Origin of the sequence: Sorangium sp. So ce726 (assembly GCF_051521405.1) — a bacterium.
GTDB lineage: Bacteria > Myxococcota_A > Polyangia > Polyangiales > Polyangiaceae > Sorangium.
Map to the genome: position 1 here is coordinate 13,156,192 of NZ_CP150349.1, position 19,749 is coordinate 13,175,940.

The 19,749-nt window shown below is 72.0% G+C and carries 17 protein-coding genes; 10 read left to right on the forward strand and 7 right to left on the reverse strand.

Translation table 11 applies throughout. The features are described from left to right. The first annotated feature begins 112 nt into the window (after window positions 1-112). Window positions 113-1,417, forward strand: a complete 1,305-nt coding sequence (locus tag WME79_RS49080) for a DUF1552 domain-containing protein (protein ID WP_437529992.1) — start codon at window positions 113-115, stop codon at window positions 1,415-1,417. A 140-nt stretch (window positions 1,418-1,557) separates the two neighbouring features. Further along, window positions 1,558-3,918, forward strand: coding sequence for a methyltransferase domain-containing protein (locus WME79_RS49085; protein ID WP_437529995.1), 2,361 nt, complete (start codon window positions 1,558-1,560; stop codon window positions 3,916-3,918). 12 nt (window positions 3,919-3,930) lie between these two features. On the opposite strand, the gene WME79_RS49090 is transcribed toward WME79_RS49085, so the two are convergent. After that, window positions 3,931-4,383 carry a nuclear transport factor 2 family protein gene (locus tag WME79_RS49090; protein ID WP_437529996.1) on the reverse strand — a complete coding sequence of 151 codons (453 nt, stop codon included), beginning with the start codon at window positions 4,381-4,383 and terminating at the stop codon, window positions 3,931-3,933. 492 nt (window positions 4,384-4,875) lie between these two features. Between WME79_RS49090 and WME79_RS49095 the strand changes: the two genes are divergently transcribed. After that, window positions 4,876-5,607 carry a hypothetical protein gene (locus WME79_RS49095; RefSeq protein WP_437529999.1) on the forward strand — a complete coding sequence of 244 codons (732 nt, stop codon included), beginning with the start codon at window positions 4,876-4,878 and terminating at the stop codon, window positions 5,605-5,607. 69 nt (window positions 5,608-5,676) lie between these two features. On the opposite strand, the gene miaA is transcribed toward WME79_RS49095, so the two are convergent. From miaA to WME79_RS49110, 3 genes are all read right to left on the reverse strand, one after another. Further along, on the reverse strand, window positions 5,677-6,555 hold the full coding sequence (miaA, locus tag WME79_RS49100; RefSeq protein WP_437540098.1) for a tRNA (adenosine(37)-N6)-dimethylallyltransferase MiaA: 879 nt from the start codon (window positions 6,553-6,555) through the stop codon (window positions 5,677-5,679). 62 nt (window positions 6,556-6,617) lie between these two features. Then, complete coding sequence (gene mutL, locus WME79_RS49105; RefSeq protein ID WP_437530002.1) at window positions 6,618-8,678, reverse strand: DNA mismatch repair endonuclease MutL; 2,061 nt, start codon at window positions 8,676-8,678, stop codon at window positions 6,618-6,620. Further along, complete coding sequence (locus WME79_RS49110; protein ID WP_437530005.1) at window positions 8,675-9,346, reverse strand: hypothetical protein; 672 nt, start codon at window positions 9,344-9,346, stop codon at window positions 8,675-8,677. The genes mutL and WME79_RS49110 overlap by 4 nt, the downstream gene beginning before the upstream one ends. A gap of 145 nt (window positions 9,347-9,491) precedes the next feature. On the opposite strand from WME79_RS49110, the gene WME79_RS49115 reads away from it, so the two are divergent. Then, on the forward strand, window positions 9,492-10,784 hold the full coding sequence (locus tag WME79_RS49115) for an RNA polymerase factor sigma-32 (RefSeq protein WP_437530008.1): 1,293 nt from the start codon (window positions 9,492-9,494) through the stop codon (window positions 10,782-10,784). Between the two features lie 3 nt (window positions 10,785-10,787). Next, on the forward strand, window positions 10,788-11,666 hold the full coding sequence (gene rsmI, locus WME79_RS49120; protein ID WP_437530009.1) for a 16S rRNA (cytidine(1402)-2'-O)-methyltransferase: 879 nt from the start codon (window positions 10,788-10,790) through the stop codon (window positions 11,664-11,666). Between the two features lie 194 nt (window positions 11,667-11,860). On the opposite strand, the gene WME79_RS49125 is transcribed toward rsmI, so the two are convergent. Both WME79_RS49125 and WME79_RS49130 read right to left on the reverse strand, forming a co-directional pair. After that, a complete protein-coding gene (locus WME79_RS49125; RefSeq protein ID WP_437530011.1) occupies window positions 11,861-12,994 on the reverse strand; it encodes a mannose-1-phosphate guanylyltransferase in 1,134 nt (377 codons plus the stop codon). A gap of 80 nt (window positions 12,995-13,074) precedes the next feature. After that, on the reverse strand, window positions 13,075-13,899 hold the full coding sequence (locus WME79_RS49130; RefSeq protein WP_437530014.1) for an undecaprenyl-diphosphate phosphatase: 825 nt from the start codon (window positions 13,897-13,899) through the stop codon (window positions 13,075-13,077). A gap of 169 nt (window positions 13,900-14,068) precedes the next feature. Here WME79_RS49130 and WME79_RS49135 point away from each other — a divergent pair, with 169 nt between their 5' ends. The 4 genes from WME79_RS49135 to WME79_RS49150 are packed head-to-tail and all read left to right on the forward strand — an operon-like array spanning window position 14,069 to window position 16,866. Continuing rightward, window positions 14,069-14,578 (forward strand): NADH-quinone oxidoreductase subunit A, encoded by a 510-nt coding sequence (locus WME79_RS49135; RefSeq protein ID WP_437530017.1) that lies wholly within the window; start codon window positions 14,069-14,071, stop codon window positions 14,576-14,578. Then, window positions 14,575-15,123, forward strand: coding sequence for an NADH-quinone oxidoreductase subunit NuoB (gene nuoB / locus WME79_RS49140; RefSeq protein ID WP_012241670.1), 549 nt, complete (start codon window positions 14,575-14,577; stop codon window positions 15,121-15,123). Before WME79_RS49135 ends, nuoB begins: the two co-directional genes overlap by 4 nt. A gap of 31 nt (window positions 15,124-15,154) precedes the next feature. Continuing rightward, window positions 15,155-15,703, forward strand: a complete 549-nt coding sequence (locus WME79_RS49145) for an NADH-quinone oxidoreductase subunit C (RefSeq protein WP_437530019.1) — start codon at window positions 15,155-15,157, stop codon at window positions 15,701-15,703. Then, window positions 15,700-16,866 (forward strand): NADH-quinone oxidoreductase subunit D, encoded by a 1,167-nt coding sequence (locus tag WME79_RS49150; RefSeq protein WP_437530021.1) that lies wholly within the window; start codon window positions 15,700-15,702, stop codon window positions 16,864-16,866. The genes WME79_RS49145 and WME79_RS49150 overlap by 4 nt, the downstream gene beginning before the upstream one ends. A 42-nt stretch (window positions 16,867-16,908) precedes the next feature. Here the strand turns inward: WME79_RS49150 and WME79_RS49155 are convergent, their stop codons facing one another. Then, on the reverse strand, window positions 16,909-18,969 hold the full coding sequence (locus tag WME79_RS49155) for a hypothetical protein (protein WP_437530024.1): 2,061 nt from the start codon (window positions 18,967-18,969) through the stop codon (window positions 16,909-16,911). Between the two features lie 421 nt (window positions 18,970-19,390). Here WME79_RS49155 and WME79_RS49160 point away from each other — a divergent pair, with 421 nt between their 5' ends. After that, entirely contained in the window at window positions 19,391-19,747 is a 357-nt protein-coding gene (locus WME79_RS49160; protein ID WP_437530026.1) for a hypothetical protein, read from the forward strand. Window positions 19,748-19,749: the final 2 nt, after the last annotated feature.

Genomic DNA, 19,749 nt, shown 5'->3' on the forward strand with positions numbered 1-19,749 from the left:
AACGCTGCTCATCAAGCGCGCGTGGTCCGCGCTGATGCGTGTGCTGTGGTGTAGATGTCTCGAACTTGAAGTCCGTGAGTCCCACGGCGAACTCTTGTAGAAGATCGGTAGCGTGAAAGGGTCGTTCATGCGCAGCCATCGTCGTAGAGATTTCCTTAAGGGGCTGGGGGCCAGCGTCGGGGCCGGCTTCTTGTTCAACCCCTTCCTCGACTCCATCGCCGAGGCTGCGCCCGGGCGGAAGCCCAAGAGGCTCCTTCTGTTCTGCACGATGGGGACCGCGCCATCGATCTGGAAGCCCACGAGCGTCTCCGGCGAGACCCCCACGTTCAGCGAGTCGACGTCGCCTCTCGCGGACGTGAAGCAGCACGTCGTGCTCGTGGACGGCCTCCCCAGCGGGAATCCGGGGAACAACCACGGCGCGCCCGACGGCCTGACGGGGCTCGGCTTCAGCGACCCCGCCAAGCTGATCTCCGTCGACCAGTTCATCGCGGACCAGCTGATCGCCGCCGGCACGAAGACGCAGATCCCCTCGCTCTTGCTCGGGGCCGAGAGCACGGTGAACGGCGGGAGATCGCCGTATTATCGCAAGGACAACCTGCCGGGCATCGCCTCTCCGACGTCCGCCTATTCCACCCTGTTCGGCTCGGCGATCCCGTCGAACACGTCCTCGAACGATCTCTTGCGCCGTCGCAAGAGCGTCCTCGATCACCTCAAGAACGAGATCACGGCGCTCGAGGGGAACCTCGGCTCCGAGCAGAAGTACAAGCTGGAGCTGCACATCGATTCGATCCGGCAGATCGAGGAGCGGCTGTCCAACGCGTCGTCCGGCCAGACCGGCGGCTGCAGCGTGCCGACGAAGCCCGCCACCGATCCGGCCAACCCGCTCGCGGCCAACCTGCTCCACATGGATCTCCTCGTCGGCGCGTTCGCGTGCGACATCACCCGCGTCGGCGCGATCCAGTGGGGCTCGGATCAGGCCATGAACGTCGATCTTCCGGACATCGGGCTGAAGGGCGACGAGCACGGCGCCATGATCCACACCGGCGCACCGGCGCACCTCGACCTGATCAAGCTGGAGAAGTGGCTGTCGCAGCGGTTCGTCGATCTCATCAACAAGCTGAAGGCGATCCCGGAGGCTGACGGCTCCGGGACGCTCTTCGACAACACGCTGATCGCGTGGTGCCGCGACATGGGCGACTCGCCGAACCACAACCAGAACGAGATGAAGTTCGTCCTGGCCAGCGGCGAAGGCGGCTATCTGAAGACGGCTCCTGGCGGCCGGTACATCAAGAGCAGCGAGCGGCACGAGCGCGTGCTGCTCAGCCTGTGCGACGCGATGGGCGTCACGGACTTCGCTGGCTTCGGCGATCCGAACCTGCGGTCCAAGTCGCCGCTCCCGGGCCTCTCGGCCAACTGAGGCGGCCGGCGCGCCGCTCCCCGGCGCGCGCGCGCGCTTCGGTCCCCCGCGACCGCCGCGTCGCGCCCGGGCGCCTGCGCTCTCTCTCGGGCACACGCCGCCGTCGACCCCCGTCCTGTGCCCGGCGTACACTCGTCACCATGACGACGCGCGCGCCGGCGGGGTACGAGGCAGATCAACGGCGAGACGACCTGTCCGCGTACGCGCGGTACCTGTCCGCGATGGACGCGTCGATGCGCCAGAAGGTCGCGCTCACGGCAGCGCACCTCCTGTGCGAGGGTCGCGTCGCCGATATGGGCATGGGCTCGGGGCAGGGCAGCGCCGCGCTGGCCCAGCTCTACCCGCGCCTCGAGGTGATCGGCGTCGACATCGATCCGACGGTCGTCGAGCTCGCGCGCCGCGCTCATCAGCAACCGAACCTGGGCTTTCAGCTGGGCGACATCGCCAGGACGGTATTCCCACCCGAGAGCCTCGACGGGGTCTTCGACTCGTCGGTGCTCCACCATGTCACCTCGTACGGCGGTTACCGCCACGCGAACGCGGCCGATGCGCTGGCGGCGCAGGTGGAGCAGCTCTCGCCAGGCGGGGTGCTCGTGGTGCGGGACTTCGTCGATCCCGGGCCGGGTACGGTGTTTCTGGACGTGCCCGCCGAGGACGGCGACGACGGCCGCGATCCCCGCAGCGCCTCGACGGCGGCGCTGCTCGAGCGGTTCGCGGGTGAGTTTCGCTCGCTCTCGCCGGAGCCGGGGTTCCCGCTGGCGCGCGCCCCGCGCGAGGCCTCCGGCGCGCTCCCCGCGCCGCGCCCGGGGTGGCGCCGGTATCAGCTCGCCCACAAACATGCTGTCGAGTTCGTGTTGAGGAAGGATTACCGCGCTGACTGGGAAGCCGAGGTCAAGGAGGAGTACACCTATTTCTCACAAGCGCAGTTCGAGGCGCTCTTCGCCCGCCTCGGCCTGCGGGTGCTGTCGTCGACGCCGCTGCGCAACCCATGGATCGTGCGGAATCGGTTCGTCGGTCGCTTCGAGCTCCGGGACACCACGGGCGCTCGCCTGCCTTATCCGCCCACCAACTACCTGATCGTCGGAGAGAAGGTGAAGGCCGGTCAAGGGGTCGCGTTCCGGCTCGCGCCGGCGGAGAACCCTCGGCAGTTCTTGCGGATCGAGCACCACCAGGATCGGGCGACAGGGCAGGTGTTCGACCTGGCGGCGCGGCCGCACCCCACGCTGGACATCGTGCCGTTCTTCTTTGCGGGCGAGACGGCGTATGTGCTGGCGCGGACCAGCTATCCGCGGCCGATCGCGCGCGCCTGCCGCGAGGAGACGCCTCCGCTCGACGGCAGCGGGCCGGCGGACTATCTGGCCGAGCCGATCGCGGTCGTGCAGACCGAGTTCCCGGTCGGGCACACGGTCGAGCATGCGCTGGAGCGAGCGGCCGGGGTGCGCGCGGCGGCGATCCAGCGCATGATCCCGGGCACGACGTACTACCCGTCGCCGGGCGGCATCCTCGAAGAGGTGCGCTCGATGCTGGTGGAGGTCGAGCCCACGTTCGTGAACGCGCCCTCGGAGAACGTGTCGGGGTTCGGCACCTCGGGACGCATCCGCGCCATCGAGGCGCGCCAGCTCCTCCGCGCCGCGCAGGTCGGCGGCTTGCCCGATGCGCGGCTCGAGCTGAACGTCTACGACCTCCTGGCGCGCTTCGGCCTGCCGTTCGGGCCGTGGATCGGCGACGAGATCCCGCTCGCGGCGGCCGGCGCGGGGGCCGCTGGCGGCGCCGGCGCTGGCGGCGACGAGGGCGGGGTGGCCGCCGTGCAGCCGACGTCGCTCGCCGCACTTCTCGGGCGCCCGAGCCGCCGGAGGTTCTCGCGGGTGGACCCGAGCGCCAGCGCGGGGTTCCTCGAGGTGCGGCGGGCGCGCTTCGAGGAGCTGACCGCAGACGGCGGCGTGGTGGCCGCGCGGGAGCTGGAGTACGTGGTGCCTCGGCCGCTCGGGGTGCTCACGGTCTCGACCGCGCTGCTCGCGCGGGCGCCGTCGGGGGAGGTCGTGCTCGGCGTGGACGATCACGATCTGCCTGCCGCCCAGAGCTTCTCGGGCAATAGCGGCATCCTGGTCGCGCCGGCGTGGCGGCTGCCGCGGAGCGTGAGCGCGCTGGCGGCCGCCGAGGCGTTCGTACGCGAGCGGCTGCAGGCCGAGTACGGCGTTCGGGTGGGGGCGGCCGTCGAGCTCGGAGGGGCCTACCGCCCTTCGGCGGGGCTGACCCCGGAGCTGGTCCAGCCGCTCGCCTTCGTGGTCACCGCGGCGCCTGCCTCGGCCGAGGCGCCCGCCTCGCCTGCTGCCGTGCCCGACCTCGCGCCGGGGTCCGCTGCCGCTCGGCGGCTCTCGTGGGTGCCGCTGAGCGAGCTCGTCGCAGGGCGAGAGCACCTGCCGGACGGCCACCTCCGCGTCGCGGCCCTGCGCGCGGCGCACGCGCTCGGCCTGGCGATCTCGCCGCCCCACCCGCGGTGACCCGCGGCGGGCTTACCTGAGCGCTTCCTCGAACATGTTCGTGTTGCCGGTCTGGTACGACATCTCGAACCTGACCCTGGAGATCTTCCAGCCGCCCGCTTGCCTGGCGAGCTCATAGCGGTAGTGGCCCGCGACCAACCAGTCCTCGCCGCCCGGCGCGCGCGCGAACCGATGGTAGGCGCGGACATGGCACTCCACGGAGGCGTGCCCTCCTTTCACCTCGATATCGAGGGGGCCGAGGAAATGTTGTGATGCATCGATCGCGTTGTGAAACTTGCTCCAGCCCGCCAGCAGATCGTCCGTCTTCTGCTCCTGCGGCTCGCCCCCGAAGACCGACGTGAAATCGGCCACCACGACGTCGGCATAGAGGCCGCGGAGCTCGGTCCAGCGCCGCTGATCGATGTGGTGAGCGATCCGGACAACGACATTCTGGATCGCCTGCACGTCATTCAACTCTCGCGTCATGGTCGCCCTTTCGTCGCGTGGAGCAGGAGGCGCCGTGCTCCGTGGTGAGCTCTCTCGAGCCGTTCCTGGTCGAAGCAGAGATGCGGTTAGCATGGACGTAAAAAGGCGAGAAGGGCCCCGCCCCCTCGCCCTCTGGGGTTCGACATCGTTCGAGGGAGGCTGTCGACCGGGGGAGGCGCGCCATCGGGCGTGCGCGCGCGCCCGCGCCGCCGGGGTGAGCCCATGAAGCCCCGCGAGCGGCGGTATCGATAACGCGCTGGTGGCCCCCTGATGCTTGGACCCCGCAACCGCGCTCGCCGGACGGCGGTTTCGAGGCCTCAGCGGCGCCGACAGGGCGCGCGAACATGCCGTATCTGCGCGCGCTACCCGCGCGCTCGATGAGATCCGGGCCTCAGCGGCGGCTGGCACGCCGGGCGCTTACCGCGCCGCACATCGCCGGTTCGCCGGCCGCTCCCCGCGGCGCACTGCGGGGCGGAAGACCCCATGGAACTCATGAGCAATTCCCTGAAAATCCCGATGGCCGGCGCCGCGCCGACGGACCTCTCGAGCCGGAGCAGGAGGCTCGGGTGGAGCGCACGCGCCGATTCCGGGAGGGCCCGATCGTTCGTCGCCCTGCGCGGGCGCATGCTCGCGAGCCCGAGCCTGGCCGGGGCGCTCCAGTTCATGCAGGTGACGACCCGCCCCTGGGAGCCCCACGAGCTCAGGGCGTGGCTCGACGAGCACGTGATCGCCCCGGGCTGGATGATGCCCCCGCGCGCGGTGCGCGAGCCGGGCGCGGAGACCGTGGCGCTCCGCGAGCTGGACGAGCGGCCCGAGGCGGTCGAGGCGCTCACCGCGCGCGCGCGCCGGCGCGTGGGGAGCGCGCTGCTCGACTTCGTGGCGCCGGACCCCGACGGCAAGTTTCTCCGCGCAGCGCTGTACAGCGCGCGCGTCCGCTGGGCCGTGGTGGGCGACCGATCGGGCTGGCTGCCCGCGCCGCGCGAGAGCGACTTCCTGAGCGACGTCGTGCTCAGCCTCTTCGCCGCGGCGATCCTCTCGAGCCCGGACATCTATCAGCGCCACATGACCGTCTGCTCGCACTGCGGGCGCGTCGCGTTTGCCCAGGAGGCGCGGCCGTCCACCGCGGCCTGCCCGCGCTGCGACGGCGAGGTCCGGTGGCGCATTCCCCTGGCTGGAACGGGCCGGCGCCGCGGCAGCGGCGGGACCGGCGAAGAGCGCGCATGACCGGCGCCCATGGCGCCTCGCCGGCGGGTGATTCTGGTATAAATTGCTGTAATTATTATGGTTTATGGATCATGGCAGCGCGACGTATGCGACCGCCTCGTCCCTCAACCACGTGCGCTGCCGGCGCACGAAGGTGCGTGTGGCGCGCACGATGGCCGGCGCGAGCTCGTCGGCCGGCAGGCGCCCTTCCAGGTGCTCGCGCACCTGCCGGTAACCGACGGAGCCCATCGCCCGCGCGTCGCCGTAGCCGCGGGAGAGGAGCGCGCGGACCTCCTCCACCCAGCCCTGCTCCAGCCATCCGGCGACGCGGGCCTCGATGCGGCGGTCGAGCTCGGCGCGGTCCCGGTGCACCGCGAGCAGGCGCGCGGCGTGCCGGCGCTCCCGGAAGCCGTGCTCCGCGTGCCACGCGCTCTGCGTCCGGCCCGAGCGCTCGTAGATCTCCAGCGCCCGGCTGACCCGCACGAGATCGTTGGGCGCGAGGCGGGCCGCGCTCTCCGGATCCACGGCGGCGAGGCGCGCGTGGAGCGCGGCGCGCCCCTCGGCGTCGGCGATCGCGCGGTGGCGGGCGCGCACCTCGGGATCGGCGGGCGGCGCGGGCGACAGGCCGAGGACGAGCGCCTTCACCCAGAGGAACGTGCCGCCGCAGACGACGGGGACCCGGCCGCGGCCGCGGATGTCGTCGATCGCCGCCTCCGCGAGCTCCGCGAAGCGCTGGGCGTCGATCGCCAGCAGCGGATCGACCGCGTCGACCAGGTGGTGCGCCGCGCGCGCCCGCTCGGCGGGCGTCGGCTTCCCGGAGCCGAGGTCGAACTCCCGGTAGATCTGCACGCTGTCGGCGCTCACCACCTCGCCGCCGAACCGCTCTGCGAGCCGGATGGCAAGCTCGGTCTTGCCGCTCGCCGTCGGGCCGACCACGACGAGCAGCTCACCGGGCGCCGGCGGCGCGATCGTCTCCCACGACGGCGGCGCGGCCGCGCCTGCGTCCGGGGCGAGCTCGATCGCCGCCTCGCTCACCGCCTCCCCACGCGGTGCTCCAGCTCCGGCCAGCCGACGCGCATCACGATGGGCCGACCGTGCGGGCAGTGGCCGGCGAAGTCGACCTCGTCGAGCGCCATGAGCAGCGCCCGCGCCTCCTCCGGCGCCACCGGGTCGCCCGCGCGCAGCGAGCCGTGGCAGGCCATCGTCGCGAGCGCGAGGTCCACAGCGCCCGAGAAGGCGCGCTCGCCTGAGTGGCTCAGCTCGTCCACGAGGTCGCGCACGAGGCGCTCGGGCGCCGCGCGGCGGAGCAGGGTCGGCACCGCGTGCACCGCGAGCTGCGCCGCGCCCGCCGGGCGCACGTCGAGGCCGAGCCGCGCGATCGCCTCCTGCGCCTCCTCGATGAGCGCCACCTCCGCGGGGGCCGCCTGGACGATCACCGGGAAGAGCAGCTTCTGCGTCGCGACGTCGCGCCCGTCGTACGACGCGCGCAGGCGGTGGAACGTCACGCGCTCCGCCGCGGCGTGCTGATCGAGGAAGTAGATGCCGTCCGGCCCCTCGCACACGAAGAAGGTGTTGCGCACCTGGGCGAGGAAGCGCAGCGACCCCCAGGCGACCACGCGCTCGGCCGCGGCGAGCACCGGCCCGCCGCGCGCCTGTAGATCCGGGTAGGGGACAGGCGGCTCGCCCGGCTCGGCGCGCGCCGGTAGCCCGCCGCGCGCCGATGGCCCGCCGCGCGCCGATGGATCGAGCGCCGCGAGGTCGGCCCACGCCCCGAGCTGCGCCTGCGCTTCCGGCCCGGCCGGCGCGGCCTGTGCGGCGTTCGCGCGCGCCGGCGGGACCCCGCCGAGGTCGCCGCCGAGGCCCCACGGATCGTCCGGCGGCGCTTGCCGCTCGCCCGATGCGCCTGCCGTGGGCGTCGATGCGCCCGCCGCGGGCGCCTCCGCCGCGGGGCCGCCCGACCAGACCCAGGCGTCTCCAGGCGGCGCCGCAGCGTCCTCGAAGAGCTTGCCCTTGCGGCCCTGGAAGCCGCCGGGGGCCGGCGCGGGCATGCCGAACGCCGCGGCCACCTGCGCGGCGACGATCTTGTAGAGCGCGTCGGCGACGGCGCGGCCGTCGGCGAAGCGGACCTCGGCCTTCTGAGGGTGGACGTTCACGTCCACGAGCTCGGCGGGCAGATCGATGAACACCGCGCCGATGGGGTACCGGCCAGGCTCGAGGACGCTGCCGTAGGCGAGCGCGATCGAGCGCGCCAGCGAGCGGTCGCGCACGTGCCGGCCGTTCACGAACATCCACAGCCAGCCGGCGCCCGACCGGGCGCGCTCCGGCCGCGACACGAACGCCTCGACCGTGAGCGGCCCCCGCTGGCCAGCGCACGTCGCGAGCTCCTCGCCCGCGAGCATCGTTCGCACCCGCTCCGCGCGGCTCGAGGTGCGCAGCCACTCCCGCGCGACGCGCCCGTCGCGCGAGAGGACCAGCGTCACGCCCGGCTCGCCGAGCGCGACCGCCTGCGCGATCTCGGACACGTGCGCCGACTCGGTGCCGACGGCGCGCAGGAACTTGCGCCGCGCGGGGACGTTGAAGAAGAGATCGCGCACCTCGACCACGGTGCCGGCGGCGCACCCGCAGGGGATGGCCTGCGCCGCGCCGCCGCCCTCGATCCGGATCTCCGTCCCCTCGGCCTCGCCGTCGCGCCGCGTCCGCAGCGAGAAGCGGCTCACCGAGGCGATGCTCGGGAGCGCCTCGCCGCGGAAGCCGAAGCTCTGGATGCTGCGGAGGTCGTCGATCCGGGCGATCTTGCTCGTGGCGTGGCGGAGCACCGCGAGGGAGGCGTCCTCGCGGCTCATCCCGCGCCCGTCGTCCGCGACGCGCACCAGGCCGACGCCGCCCCCCTCGATGTCGACGCGGATGCGGCGCGCGCCCGCGTCGAGCGCGTTCTCGACGAGCTCCTTCACGACGCTCGCCGGCCGCTCGACCACCTCGCCCGCCGCGATCTGGTTGGCGAGGTCATCCGGGAGGATGGCGACCCTCCGCTCCTCGGCCTGCGTGAGCGTCGATCGAGGATCCGCGCCGGCGATCCTCTCCGCCGTGCTCATGGCTCGTCGCCGGGGTCGACCGTCCGGGCGACCGCCTGGAAGTACATCTTGGTGCGCTCCCGCGTCAGGGCCAGCGCGGCGGAGCCGAGGACGGCCAGCTCGAAGATCACGAAGCGCACCCGCTCGGCGGTCCACCAGAGGCCGGCGTTCGTGAGGCCCGCGCGCTCGGGGATGTCCGGCGGAAGGAGCGCCCCCGCCTGCGCCACCATGTCGATCCAGGCGCCGCGGACGCCCCGGGTGAGCGCGTACTCGACCGCGGCGAAGGCCAGGTTGGCGCAGAGGACCTGGAGGACGAAGCCGCGCGTGCCGGGCCGCCCGCCGAGCGCCAGCCCGCTCGCGACGACGAGCAGCCCGCCGAGGAGCAGCTTCCCGATGCTGAGGGGGAAGGAGACGTCCTGGTACAGGCTCAGCGCGCGCGCCTGCGCGGCTTCGAGCACGAGGAACGTGAACTGGAACGGATCCCCCTGGTCGCGCGCTTGCTCGGCCACGGCCATGACGTCGGGGGCCATGCCGGCGCGCAGGTACATGGCCGTCCCGCACCCGGCCATGAAGCCGCGCACGCCGATGAGCCAGGTGAGCAGCATGGTGGCCACCAGGTACCAGGGGCGCAGCGAGCGCGGGCGCGGAGGGCGGTGCAAGTCCACGTGGAGGAGGCTGGCGTGTAGCACGTTCTCCGATCTCGCGCGCTGTCTTCCTTACCTGCGGATCGCGGAGCGGGTAGCCTCCGGATCGCGAAGCGCCCGCGCGCCTGCGCGCTGGCACAGGTGGCGCGGTGCGGCGGGGCTGTACTAGAACTTCGAGGACGAGGTCCTGGTGGCGAAGAGCAAGAGCGAGCCGCGAACGAAGCGAACGAAGGGGACCGGAGCGTCCCAGCCTGACGGGGTGGCGAAGGCGGGGCTCCAGGCCGGAGCGGAGGATGAAGGCGCGGACCTCCGGCCCGACTCGGACGCGACCCCCCGGCCTGCCGCGAAGCGCCGCGCGCGCTCCACCGCGAAGGACGGCGGCCGCGCGCGTGGCGAGGCGCAGCCCGCGGCGAGCGACGACGAGGGCCCGCGCGAGGAGGACGACGACGAGGCGGACGGCGCGCCCGAGAGCGGCGCCGCGAGGACGGGCGAGGTCGACGAGGGCGACGTCGTGGAGGTCGTCGGCGAGGTGATCGACGACGCGGGCCTCGATCTGAACGACATGGAGCTCCCGCGCTCCGCGCGGGCCAGCGGCGGCGAGGGCCGCGGCGGGGGCGGCGGCGACGTCGCGCTGTCGCGCACGGACCCGCTGCAGGCTTACCTGCGCGAGGTGCAGCGCCACGCGCTGCTCACGCCGGACGAGGAGAAGGAGCTGACGATCAAGTACACGAAGACGCAGGACGTCGCGACCGCCGCGCGGCTCGTGACGGCGAACCTGCGGCTCGTGGTCAAGCTCGCGTACGAGTACCGGCGCGCCTACAAGAACATCATGGACCTCATCCAGGAGGGGAACATCGGCCTGATGCAGGCCGTGAAGCGCTACGATCCGTACCGCGGCGTGAAGCTCTCCTCGTACGCGGCCTGGTGGATCCGCGCGTACATCCTCCGCTTCATCCTCAACAACTGGCGCCTCGTGAAGCTCGGAACGACGCAGGCGCAGCGGAAGCTCTTCTTCAACCTCAACAAGGAGAAGGCGAAGCTCTCGGCGATGGGCATCGAGCCCACGGCGGCGGAGATCGCGAAGCGCCTGTCGGTCGAGGAGAAGGAGGTCGTCGACATGGACCGCCGCCTCGCGAGCGGCGAGGCCTCGCTCGACGCCCCGGTCGGCGATCTCGAGGGCCGGACGATCCCGCGCGTCGAGCTGCTCGTGTCGTCGGGGGCGAGCCCGGACACCGCGTTCGAGGCGAGCGAGATGGGCATGCTCGTCCACGATCGGCTCTCGAAGTTCCGCGAGACGCTGAAGGGCAAGGACGTGATCATCTTCGACAAGCGGATGGCCGCGGAGGACCCGCTCACGCTCCAGGAGCTCGGCAACGAGTTCGGCATCTCGCGCGAGCGCGTGCGCCAGCTCGAGGCGCGGCTCCAGTCCAAGCTGCGGACGTACCTCCAGGAGGAGCTCGGCGACGCCGTCGAGATGGACTAGGCCTTGTCGAGCGGCGGCGAGCAGGGCGGGTCGAGCGACCGCGGGTGCCTCTACGTGGTGGCGACGCCGATCGGCAACCTCGGCGACATCACGCTCCGCGCGGTCGAGACGTTGCGCGGGGCGGACCGGATCCTGGCGGAGGACACGCGGCGCGCCCGGGCGCTCCTCGGCCACCTCGGCGTCTCGGGCAAGCCGGTCGACCGGTTCGACGCGCACGCCTCCGAGGCGGACGCGGCGCGCGCGGCCGCGCGGCTCGCGGCGGGCGAGTCGATCGCCTTCATGACCGACGCCGGCACGCCGGTCGTGAGCGATCCGGGGACGGCGCTCGTGCGCGCGGCCACGGAGGCCGGGGCGCGCGTCGTGGCGATCCCCGGGCCGAGCGCGGTGATGGTGGCGGTGAGCGCGTCGGGGCTGGTGACGGGGGGCTTCCGCTTCGTCGGGTTCCTGCCCCGCGGCGGGCGCGAGCGGCGCGAGGCGCTGGCCCTTGTCACGTCGACGCCGGAGGCGGTGGTGCTGTTCGAGTCGCCGCGGCGCTTCCGCGAGACGCTGGCCGAGCTCGCCGAGCGGATGCCCGGGCGGCGCGCCGTCGTCGCCCGCGAGCTGACGAAGGTGCACGAGGAGATCCTGAGCGGCAGCGTGGAGGAGCTCGCGGCGATCGAGCGGGAATGGCTCGGGGAGATCACGCTCGTGCTCGCTCCCGCGGCGCCGGCTGCGGAGGGGGCGCGCCCGAGCGACGAGGAGCTCGACGCGCGCATCGATCGGGAGCTCGCCCAGGGGAGGCGGGCGAAGCACATCGCCGAGGAGCTGTCGGTGGAGCTCGGGCTACCGCGGCGCGAGATCTACGCGCGGGCGGTGGCGCGGCGGGGGGAGCCGCGAGAGTAGCGCGAGAGAAAAAACGCAAAGGCGCAAAGGCGCAAAGACGCAAAAAGAAAGATGAGAGAGGCAGCGCCCGCTGCTCGCCCGGCACGCTTCTCCATCAATCTGTTCTTTCAATCCCTTCTTTTTTGCGCCTTTGCGCCTTTGCGTCTTTGCGTTTTTTCTCTCCTCTCACTGCTCCGGAGAAGCGCGCCGCTTGGTCACGTATGCCGGCCCTGCCCTCGCGCCTTCAGCGCGTCGACCGCGTGCTTCACTTCCTGGGCCCGATCGCGCGGCACGATGAGCAGCGCGTCGTCGGTCTCGACCACCACGAGGCCCTCCACGCCGACGAGCGCGATCACCCGGCGATCGTCGGGCGCGGCGCGCGCGCGGAGATCGACCACGTGGTTGCCGTGCGCGTCGATCAGCACCGATCCCGCGGGTGCGCTGTTGCCTCGCTCGTCCTTGTCGGCGAGCTCCCAGGCGCTCTGCCAGCTGCCCACGTCGCTCCAGCCGAAGTCGCCGGGCACCACGGCGAGCCCGGCGACGTGCTCCATCACGCCGTGATCGATGCTGACGGCCGGGAGGCTCGGGAACATCCGCAGGACGGCCTCTGCCTCGGCGCCGGGGCCCAGCGCGGCGGCGCGGTCGATCTCGTCAAGCCCTGCGGCGAGCGCCGGCAGGTGGGCGCGGATCGCGGCCAGCATGTCGCCCGCGCGGAAGATGAACATCCCCGCGTTCCAGAGGAAGCGGCCGCTCGCCACGAACTCCGCGGCGCGCTCGCGGCTCGGCTTCTCGACGAAGCGCCGCACCTTGCGGGGCGCCATGCCCTCCGCCTCGGCGGCGTCCTCCGCCTCGATGTAGCCGAAGCCCGTCTCCGGGTGCGTCGGGCGGACGCCGATCGTCGTGATCGCACCGCCCTGGGCCGAGGCGACGGCGGCCCCCAGCGCCTCGAGGAACCGCGGCACGTCGGCGATGTGGTGGTCGCTCGGGAGCACGACGACGACCGCCTCGGGCTCGTCGCGCGCGATGGTGGCGGCCGCCCAGCCGATGCACGGCGCCGTGTTGCGCGGCGCTGGCTCGACCAGCAGGCGCCGCTCGGACACCTCGGGCAGCGCCGCGCGGGTAGGCGCGACCAGGTGCTGGCCGGTCGCGATCCAGACGCGCTCCCAGCCCGCGCGCCCGCCGCGGGCGCACAGCGGGAGCACGCGGCGCGCCGTCGCGGTGAGGAGCGGCTCGCCGCCGAGCAGCGGCAAGAGCTGCTTCGGGCGCGCGGCGCGCGACGCCGGCCAGAAGCGGGTGCCCGCGCCGCCGGCGAGGATCAGGACATGGATGGAGGGGTCGGTCGGGGTCATCGGCGCTTCTCCTCGGTTTGGGCGTGCGGTTTGGGCGTCGACGAGGGTCGCATGGTTGCGGTGCGGCCGCCGAGGGGCGTTCAGGCGAGGCCCGGCAGCGCGCGCGCGTAGGCCACCATCGCGAGGCCGAGGGGGACGACCCACAACGAGAGCGCGCCGATGCGCCGCCGCTCGGCGAGGGCGCGGAGCGCGAAAGCCGCCGCAGCGGCGCTCACGAAGGCGGCGAGGAGGCTGAGCGCCACGGCGTCCGTCCCTGGCGCCGGGCCGTGGAACGCGCGTGCCTCGGCGAGCCCCGAGGCGAGCAGCGCGGGGAGGCTCAGCGCGAGCGCGAGCTCGACGGCGCGCGCGGGACGGACGCCGAGCCAGAGCAGCACGACGAGCGCCGCCCCGATCCGCGACGCGCCAGGCAGCGCCGCGACCCCGTGCGCCGCGCCGGCCGCGAGCGCCCCGGCGAGCGACGGCGCGTCGGTCTCGTCGCGGCCGTCGCGCCGCGGCGCGAGCGCGGTGCTCGCGAGCGCCACGCCGGTGGCGAGCAGGCCGAGCCCCACCGCGAGCGGCGCGTCCCGCCACGGCGCGACGTACGGACGGAGCGCCGCCGCGACGATCAGGCTCACCGCGGCGCCCAGCGCGAGCCCCGCCGCGTCGCGCGCCGGCGGCGACGAGCTGAAGAGCGACGGCCTTGCGAGCGCCCGGGCGCCCTCGCCGAGCGAGCGGAGGAGCCGCTGCCGCACGGCGAGCGCGAGCGCCGCCGCCGCCGCGAGCGCCTGCGCGGCGGCGACCCAGGTGTCGCCCTCGGCCGCGCGAAGCCAGAGCCGGGCCGCCGCGCCATGCCCGGTCGCCGAGATGGGCAGCGCCTGCGCCGCCCCCTGCACGGCCGCGAGCACCGTCACGTCAACGAGACCCACGCTCGAGCGATATCCCAGCCCTGCGCGTCCTGTCGATCCCGAGCAGCGGCGCCGGCGAGGCCAGGGTCTGCTGGCTTGCCGCGGTTCAGCTTTTCACCTACATAATCACCCCTGGATCCGACCCCTCTCGCCTGAAACGAGGGGGGCGAGCCGAGCGAGGTTCCGCCCGATGTTGATGGCCTACGCCAGCGTTGCCGCGTTCTTTCTGGTGGCGATCGGCTTCATGCTCGGCTCTCTGCTGTTCGGGAAGCTGCTGCGCCCCAACAACATGTACGCCGAGAAGGTCGAGACGTACGAGTGCGGCGAAGCGCCTGTCGGGCCCGCGTGGTTCAACTTCAACCCGCGTTTTTACATCATCGCGCTCGTCTACATCATCTTCGACGTCGAGATAGCGTTCATCTACCCGGTCGCGGCCGTGTTCAAGCGCTGGGTGGACCAGGGCAGCGGGCTCTTCGCGCTGATCGAGATCTTCCTCTTCGTGGCCATCCTGATGCTCGGCTTCGCCTATGTCTGGGTGAAGGGCGATTTCAACTGGATCCGCTCCATCAAGGGGGATCCGCGCGGGGCTCAGAACGTGAGCAGCCGGGGCCAGCCGCGCGCGCCGCTCGCGGGCGCGAGCGAAGGTGCGCCGGCGGGCCTCCCGAGTCACGCGGTCGCCGAGGGAGGTGCGGAGTCATGACATCGAACCTGAACCTGATGGCCCCGCCCCGCGGGTGGGAAGCGAAGTACGAGAGCGACGGCGGCGGCGTCATCACGACGAGCGTCGATCAGACCGTCAACTGGCTGCTCAACTGGGGCCGGTCGAACAGCGTCTGGTACATGCTCTTCGGCCTGGCCTGCTGCGCCATCGAGCTCATGCAGACCGGCGGCCCCCGCGGCGATCTCGAGCGCTTCGGGGCCGCGCCGCGGCCGAGCCCCCGGTCGAGCGACCTGTTCATCATCGCGGGGACGTTGACGTACAAGATGGCGACCCGCGTGAAGCGCCTCTATGACCAGATGTCCGAGCCGCGCTTCGTCATCTCGATGGGCAGCTGCTCGAACTGCGGGGGCCTCTTCCAGTACGCCTACTCGGTCTGCAAGGGCGTGGATCAGATCATCCCGGTCGACGTCTACGTGCCCGGCTGCCCCCCGCGCCCCGAGGCGCTGCTCGAAGGGCTCCTCAAGATCCAGGAGAAGATCAAGAGCGAGCGGGCCCTCGGCCGCCGCGGCGCGACGGGCGGCTGAGCCCCCTCCTCTCGACACCTCCCGGACTCCCATGTCACCCGAAGCTATCTTCCAGGCGCTCCAGGCGAAGCTCGGCGAAGACGCGGTCTTCGACTTCCACCCTGTCTCCCCGAAGGATCGCGACGCCTGGCTCCAGGTCGCGCCCGCGAAGATCGAGCCCGTGTGCCGGCTCCTGCGCGAGGCGCCGGAGCTCGATTTCGATTACCTGGAGTGCATCACCGGGGTCGACTATCCCGATCTCAAGAAGATCGTCGTCGTCTATCACATCTATTCGTACGCGAAGAAGCACCGGGTCGTCCTGAAGGTGTTCCTCGACCGGGAGAGCCCGGCGGTGTCGACGCTCGTCGACGTGTGGTCGGCGGCGAACTGGCAGGAGCGGGAGTGCTTCGACCTGCTCGGCGTGCGCTTCGAGGGGCACCCGGACCTCCGCCGCCTGCTCCTGCCCGATGACTGGGAGGGGCACCCCTTGCGCAAGGACTGGCAGGAGAAGGCCGAGTACCACGGCATCCCGACGCAGCGGCCGAACCCCGTCGAGCTCTTCAAGATCAAGCTCCCGAAGAAGGACGCGGAGGCGTCATGAGCCAGGTCATCTTCAGCGTCGACCGCGGGGGCGCGGAGCCGGGCGCCGAGATGGAAGACGAGATGACCCTCAACATGGGGCCTCATCACCCGTCGACCCACGGCGTGCTCCGCTTCGTCATCTCGACGGACGGCGAGATCATCCGGAAGGCGGTGCCGGACGTCGGCTACCTGCACCGGAGCATCGAGAAGATCGGCGAGCGCTGCACGTACAGCGGCTTCATGCCGTACACGGATCGCGTCGACTACATCGCTGCGATGTTCGCCAACGAGGCCTGGGCGAGCGCCTGCGAGAAGCTGATGGGCATCGAGGTGCCGAAGCGGGCGCAGTACCTCCGCGTCATCTCCTGCGAGCTCAACCGGATCGGGAGCCACATGATCGCGCTCGGCGCGATGGCGATGGACGTCGGCGCGGTCACGCCCTTTCCGTGGGCGCTGCGAGAGCGGGAGTACATCAACGACTTCATCGAGGAGCTGTGCGGCGCGCGGCTCACCTTCAATTACCACCGCATCGGCGGCGTGTCGTTCGACATGCCGAAGGGGTGGGCCGACAAGGTGAAGCATTGGCTCGACCGCTTCGAGCCGATCATGGTCGAGTTCGACCGGCTCATCAGCCTGAACGACATCTTCATCAAGCGCCTCGCGAACGTCGCCGTGGTCACGGCCGAGGAGGCGAAGGACTGGGGGCTCGTCGGCCCCAACCTGCGTGGGTCCGGCGTGAAATGGGATCTCCGCAAGGAGGACGCCTATTCGGTCTACCCCGAGCTCGAGTTCGAGGTGCCCGTGGGCCGCGGGCGCTACGGGACCGTGGGAGACTGCTGGGACCGGTTCTACGTCCGTGTCGAGGAGTGCCGCGAGTCGGCGAAGATCCTCCGCCAGGCGCTCGACAAGATCGACGAGCACCCGGAGGACGACATCCTGGGCAAGCTGCCGAAGAAGATGCGGCCCGACGGGGAGGCGTACGCTCGCATCGAGAGCGCCCGCGGCGACATGGGCTGTTACGTCATCGGGCGTGGCGCGGAGGAGGCGTATCGGGCGCGCTTCCGGACAGGGAGCTTCACCGCGATGGCGATGATCGAGGCCAAGAGCCCCGGGCTGTTCCTGGCCGACCTCGTGGCGCTCATCGCGAGCTTCGACGTCGTGGCGCCCGAGATCGACCGGTGAGCGGGGCGAGGGGCTTCACGTGGGAGCCGACGAACGGGGATCTCAGTCCTCGCTTTCGGGCAGAGGCGGAGGCGGAGGCAGCGCGCGGGGGGGCTCGAGGCGCGTCGGCTCCGCCTTGCAGTCGATGGTGCGGCCATCGCAGCCACAGACGTTCCCGCCCAGATCCTCGTAGACCGCCGGGGAGCGCTCATCGACGTACCTCACGAGGTCGAGCGGCTCGCACGTGAAGGTCGTCGACGTGAGCCGCACCGTCGCGCCGACGTTGTAGATGCCCGCCGCGGTGCTCCGCTCGATCACGCTGTCCCGGACGACGGCGTCCGCCTGACCCGTCTCGTTGTTGTAGGCGATGATGCCGTATCCGTAGCCGTTCCCGCCGTCGAGCGTGCGCCCCAGGGTGTCCGTGATCGTTGTCGAGTCGACGGTCGCGTCCGAGTCGCTGAGGAAGATGCCGCCGTCCCTGCTCCGCTCGATCAGGACGTTGCGCAGGCTCGCGATCCCGCGCTCGCCGAGGTCGGGCAGCGACTGGACATTGACGCCCCGGCCGACTTGTTCGTTCGACGGCAGCGGCCTCGTGTCGCGCACCACGGTCGAGTCCAGGGTCGCGTCGGCCCCGAAGACAGCGATCCCGATCCCGTAACTGCCTTCCACCGCGCTGCCGCGTACCTGGGCGCTCGAGCGCCGCTGATCGTACGCGATCTCGAGCCCCGCGCCGTAGTCCGGCGCGCCGGGGAGGATCTCCCGCACGAGGAGGCCATCGATCTCGACGTCGGAGCCGTTGACGACGACCCCCCTCTCGCGGCTCCGCTCGACAAGGATGTGCCGCAGCGCCACGCGGGCGGGGCGGCCGTCGATGCGGCTCGGCTCGGTGTAGAGGCCCATGCCGTGGCCCGGATCGCCCTCTGTCAGCACCAGACCCGTGTCGCGCACGACCGTCGCCTCGATGGTCGCCTCCGCGCCGATCATCGCGATGGCGGCGGTGTGGTTCCGCTCCAGGACGCTGCCCCGGACCGTGAGGGTCCCGGGATCGAAGCTCGGGATGTGGGTCGCCGCGAGCCCGGTGCCCGGTAGGTCCTCCGCGAGCCAGGCGACGTCGCGGACGACGCTGTCCTCGACGACGCCGTCCGCCCCGGAGAACCTGATACCGAGCCCCCCGACGCGCTCGATAACGACGGATCGCGCCGTCACGCTCGCGCGGCGCTCGAACGACTCGACCTGCATCGCTATCGCATAGCCGTCGAACGGGTGCCCCGGATCCCCGGTGGCGAGATCGATATCGCGCAGGACCGTGCCCTCCAGCGTCACGGCGGCGTCCGCCACGACCATGCCCGCGCCCGTGGTGTGCTCCACGAGCGCCCCGCGCACGGTCAGGCTCGTTGCAGACTGCAGGCCTGCGGCGAGGACGCCGACATCGCTGGTGTCGTGGATCCACACCCGCTCGATCAAGACATCGCGCGCGTTCGCCACACCGAGGCCCATGCCCTGCCCGCGGACAGCGAGGTCGTGGATCTCCGTGGCGCTCGCGCCCCTGTCGACCTGGACGGCGATCGCCGCGGGCGGTCCGACGATCTCGACGCGCGCAGGGCACCGGCCCCAGAGCCGCACGGGCTGCCCTGAGATCAGCAGCTCTTCGGCGTAGCTGCCCTCGGCGATCGCGATCAGGGCGCCCTCGGCGGCGTGGTCGATCGCGTCCTGGATCGCCGTCCACGGTCTGGCCTCCGTGCCGTCGCTGTCCGCCCCGGCGTAGGCCGCGTCGACGAACTCGGTCGTCTCATCGAGCGGCGCGCTGCCCCACGGGCCCGTCCCGCACGGAGCGACCTCACGCCACGCCGCCTCGCCGGGGACGGCCATCTGACCTGGCGGGCCCGCCTCCGCCGGCAGGACGGGCACGCAGCCTTGCGCTTCGTCGGGCGTGAAGCCGCTCCCGCACCGCTCGGGCGGGACCCCCGCCGGCACGCAGTCCGCGCCGGTCTCCACCGCGCCCGGCGGGCAGGGGAACGTGGGCCCGGCGCCCGTCCCTGCGCCGTCGTCCGGGTCAAGGCGCTGCACGCACGCCGCGAGCAGCACGAGCTGCAGGAGAGAGAGGGAGAGCCGGTCTAGACGCATGGTGCTTCGGTGCCTCGCGGGAACGATACGCGCTCCTCGTCCCCGAGGCGCCCTCGGAGACATGCGTGCGCATGTTGAGCGAAACCTCGCTCACTTGCGCGCGTAGTTGCGCATCGAGGGCCGCATCGTGGGGATGCCGCCCTCGCCCTGGGCGGCGCTCCGCCGGTCCCGGGCTGCGGTCGTGAGCTCGGGCCCGGCGGCATGCGCGTTGCTTTAAGGACCGCGAGCTTCGGGGCTGGCGCGGCGCCGGAAGGCACGCTCGCTGTCCGACTCGACGATCACGGGGTGTCACAGGCGGCATGCCGCCTTGGACCTCAAGGACTCTTCGGAGCGCATCCGAGAGGGCGCGCGCGGTCGTTCGCGAATCATCGCGAGCGACCGCGCGCGTCGATACGTAGTCAACGTCTGTAAGGAGATTGCCATGCTCACCATCCAGAATACCGAGTCGATGTTCGAGACGCAGACGACCGCCGGCGCGACCGACGTCGTCGACACGAAGGCCGGCGTGCAGCGTCTCGAGCTCACCCTCAAGAAGATCAGCGAGAAGAGCAACGAGACGCTCCAGGCCGTCCCGCTGAGCTCCGCCTGTACGAGCGGGTGCTTCTCCTCGGTCAGCTCGATCAGCGTCTCGTCGAACTCGTCCTTCGACAGCCTCGACGAGGGGCAGCTCGAGAGCGTCATCCGCATGCACGACAAGGCGCTCGACGTCATGGGCGAAGACGCCCTCGTCTCGGCCGCGATCGCCAAGGGCGTCGAGCTCGGCGCCGACAAGAAGTGAAC